The 2,762-nt window shown below is 43.0% G+C and carries 1 protein-coding gene; it reads left to right on the top strand.

The features are described 5' to 3' along the window. Window positions 1-255: 255 nt before the first annotated feature. Window positions 256-2,762, top strand: a 2,507-nt coding sequence (locus tag N4310_RS08560) for a Rib/alpha-like domain-containing protein (protein WP_276552667.1), incomplete at its 3' end; no start/stop codon positions are given.

The raw sequence follows: 2,762 nt of genomic DNA on the forward strand, positions 1-2,762 counted from the left end.
TGGAAATTTCAAAAAAATCCAGTTCTATCAAGCGATTGAGTTAGTTTGATTATAACATAAAGTGATAAACTCGGGAAGTATTGCCCAGTTATGACAATTTTCTGGACGCTTTGTTGTCTTGTTCTTGTTTCAAATGACTATAATATGGTCTGTATTTCATGGATATATGGCAGTATATGTGTTATAATAGGATGAAATTTCTATACGTATAATGCATACTAGAAATTATTAAAAAATCAATAAAGGAGACAGGAATTGGATAGAGGAGATGCTAAACAAAGATTTTCGATTCGAAAATATAAGTTAGGTGCTGCTTCCGTATTACTTGCAACTGTATTCGCGAATGGTACTACAAGTGTATCTGCCGATGAACAGATTGGGACTAAGGAAAGTACAGCTACTGTTTCTCTAGATTCAGCTATAGAAGAAAATTCGATAGAAGAGTCAGCGAGTGAAACCTATGTGGGACCTGCTGTTTTAGAGTCGACTTCACCTCAAGAGACTGTTGAAGTGAAGCCGAGTTCGGAAGCTGCAGATTTGAAGTCGAGTTCGGAAACTACAGATTTGAAGTCGAGTTCGGAAGCTACAGATTTGAAGCCGGAGATGGGAGAAAGTTCTGTTGAAAAATCGAAGTCAGCAGAAACGAATCAATCAATCTCGTCAATTCCTGAGGTAGTGGTTCAGGAAACGGAAGTGTCACATTCAACTGTAGTAGAATCTGAAAATAAATCGATGGAGAATCCAAAGGTTTCAGAATCTGCTCCAAAGTTTGATAGTGTATTTGAAACTAAGAAAGAAACAGTGACTCATCCTATTGTGAAGGAAGAGAATGTTGCTGAGGTAACAGCTACAGATGCTGAGAATATGGCTCTTGTTCAGGACTTGGAGAGAAAATCAGAAAAAGCTGAACAGGCAAGTCGTTTTCGTTCTGTTTTACGATCAACTGGCGCTCGGGAAGGTGAAGTAAGGATCTTCCAATTATTCCGTCAGATACAAACCACTTCAGGAGATGCTGCTGATTATGGAGCTCGGGTTATTTCGCTTGATGGTTATGTATCCGAAAATGGTCCAGAACCTGACGGTACATACCTTGTTCGTTGGGTTGCTAAATACGTTCCAAATCGAGTAAGTGGAAGAGCTCCTGCTGCCCCGGTTGGGGTTAGTATTGCTGGTACTGCAACCTATGAGGTGCCTAAGACGGTATTGTTTAATGGCCAAACAATTACCGGAGTTCCCTCTAAGACCGATTCTACTACTAAATATTATTCTCCATCGGTAAAAGCCAATATCGGTCAAGAAAATACATTAGAGTTTACTTCTAAGGTAACTCCTTGGCCAGACCGTGATGATTTTTGGGGTCATTTTGTGATTGACTTTGCGACAGCATTTTCTCCGACTTATAATAAGCCAGTTAATCCTGCGAATCGTACGACTCCGATTCGAAATATCATTAGTGCCACTGTTACATTGGATGGAGCAGCCTTTAAAAAATATAAAAATAGGGACAGGACAGTTACCGAGGAGATTCCGTTTTCAACTGAATACCAAGCGGATGATAGTCAAGACGTTGGAAAACAGCTTGTAGTTCGTGAAGGTGTTAATGGAGAACAGACGGTTAAAATAACAACTTCGAAGAATGCCCAAGGAGAGACTGTTGAGACTAGAGGCGAACCAGTTGTCGTTCGCGAACCGGTATCGAAGCAGGTTAAGGTCGGAACCAAGCCTAAGGTAGAAACAACGAATCTCCCATTTAAGACGGTCTATCAGAATGATCCGACTATGAAGGCTGATGCTCCTGAAGTTGTTGTGACGGAAGGAAAAGAAGGTCGGAAAGTTGTCACGACAACCTACTCTGTTAATAGCACAACGGGAGAAGTAACTGCGAATACTCCGACTGAGGAAGTTACGGATGCGGTTGATCGCGTTATTAAGAGAGGGACCAAGCCTGCTGATAAAGATACTTATGAACCTGTCGGGAAAGAGCAAACAGTGAGACCAGGGGGAACTCCGAGGGCAACGCTTGCGATTGGGAATTTAGCAGATTTACCGGAAGGAACTCAGGTTGGATTCAAGAGTCCTGTTGATACCGCAACTGAGGGTAATAAATCGGCTGTTGTTGTTGTAACCTATCCAGATAAGTCCAGTGAAGAAGTTCCAGTAATTGTTAAGGTTGTTGCACCAGATGCGGACAAGTATACGCCAGCAGGGAAGACGCAGACGGTTAAACCGAATGAAACTCCACAAGCAGTAAATTCCATTGAGAATGCGAGCAGCTTACCTGAGGGCACCCAGTATGCCTTTAAGGCTCCTGTCAATACCTCAAGTGAGGGAGACAAGTCAGCTGTTGTTGTAGTAACTTATCCAGATGGTACTCGTGATGAGGTTCCGGTAACCGTTAAAGTCGTCACTCCAGATGCGGATAAGTATACTCCAGAGGCTCGTGAACAAACGGTGAGACCAGGGGGTACACCAAGAGCAACGGTTGCGATTGCGAATCTACAAGACCTTCCACAAGGGACCAAAGTTGGCTTTAAAACTCCGGTTGACACCTCAACTGAGGGAGATAAGCAAGGAACAGTTGTTGTAACTTATCCAGATGGTTCCAAGGAAGACGTTCCAGTAATTGTTAAGGTTGTTGCACCAGATGCGGACAAGTATACGCCAGCAGGGAAGACGCAGACGGTTAAACCGAATGAAACTCCACAAGCAGTAAATTCCATTGAGAATGCGAGCAGCTTACCTGAGGGCACCCAGTATGCCTT

Origin of the sequence: Streptococcus danieliae, from assembly GCF_025447695.1 — a bacterium.
GTDB classification, from domain to species: Bacteria; Bacillota; Bacilli; order Lactobacillales; family Streptococcaceae; genus Streptococcus; species Streptococcus danieliae.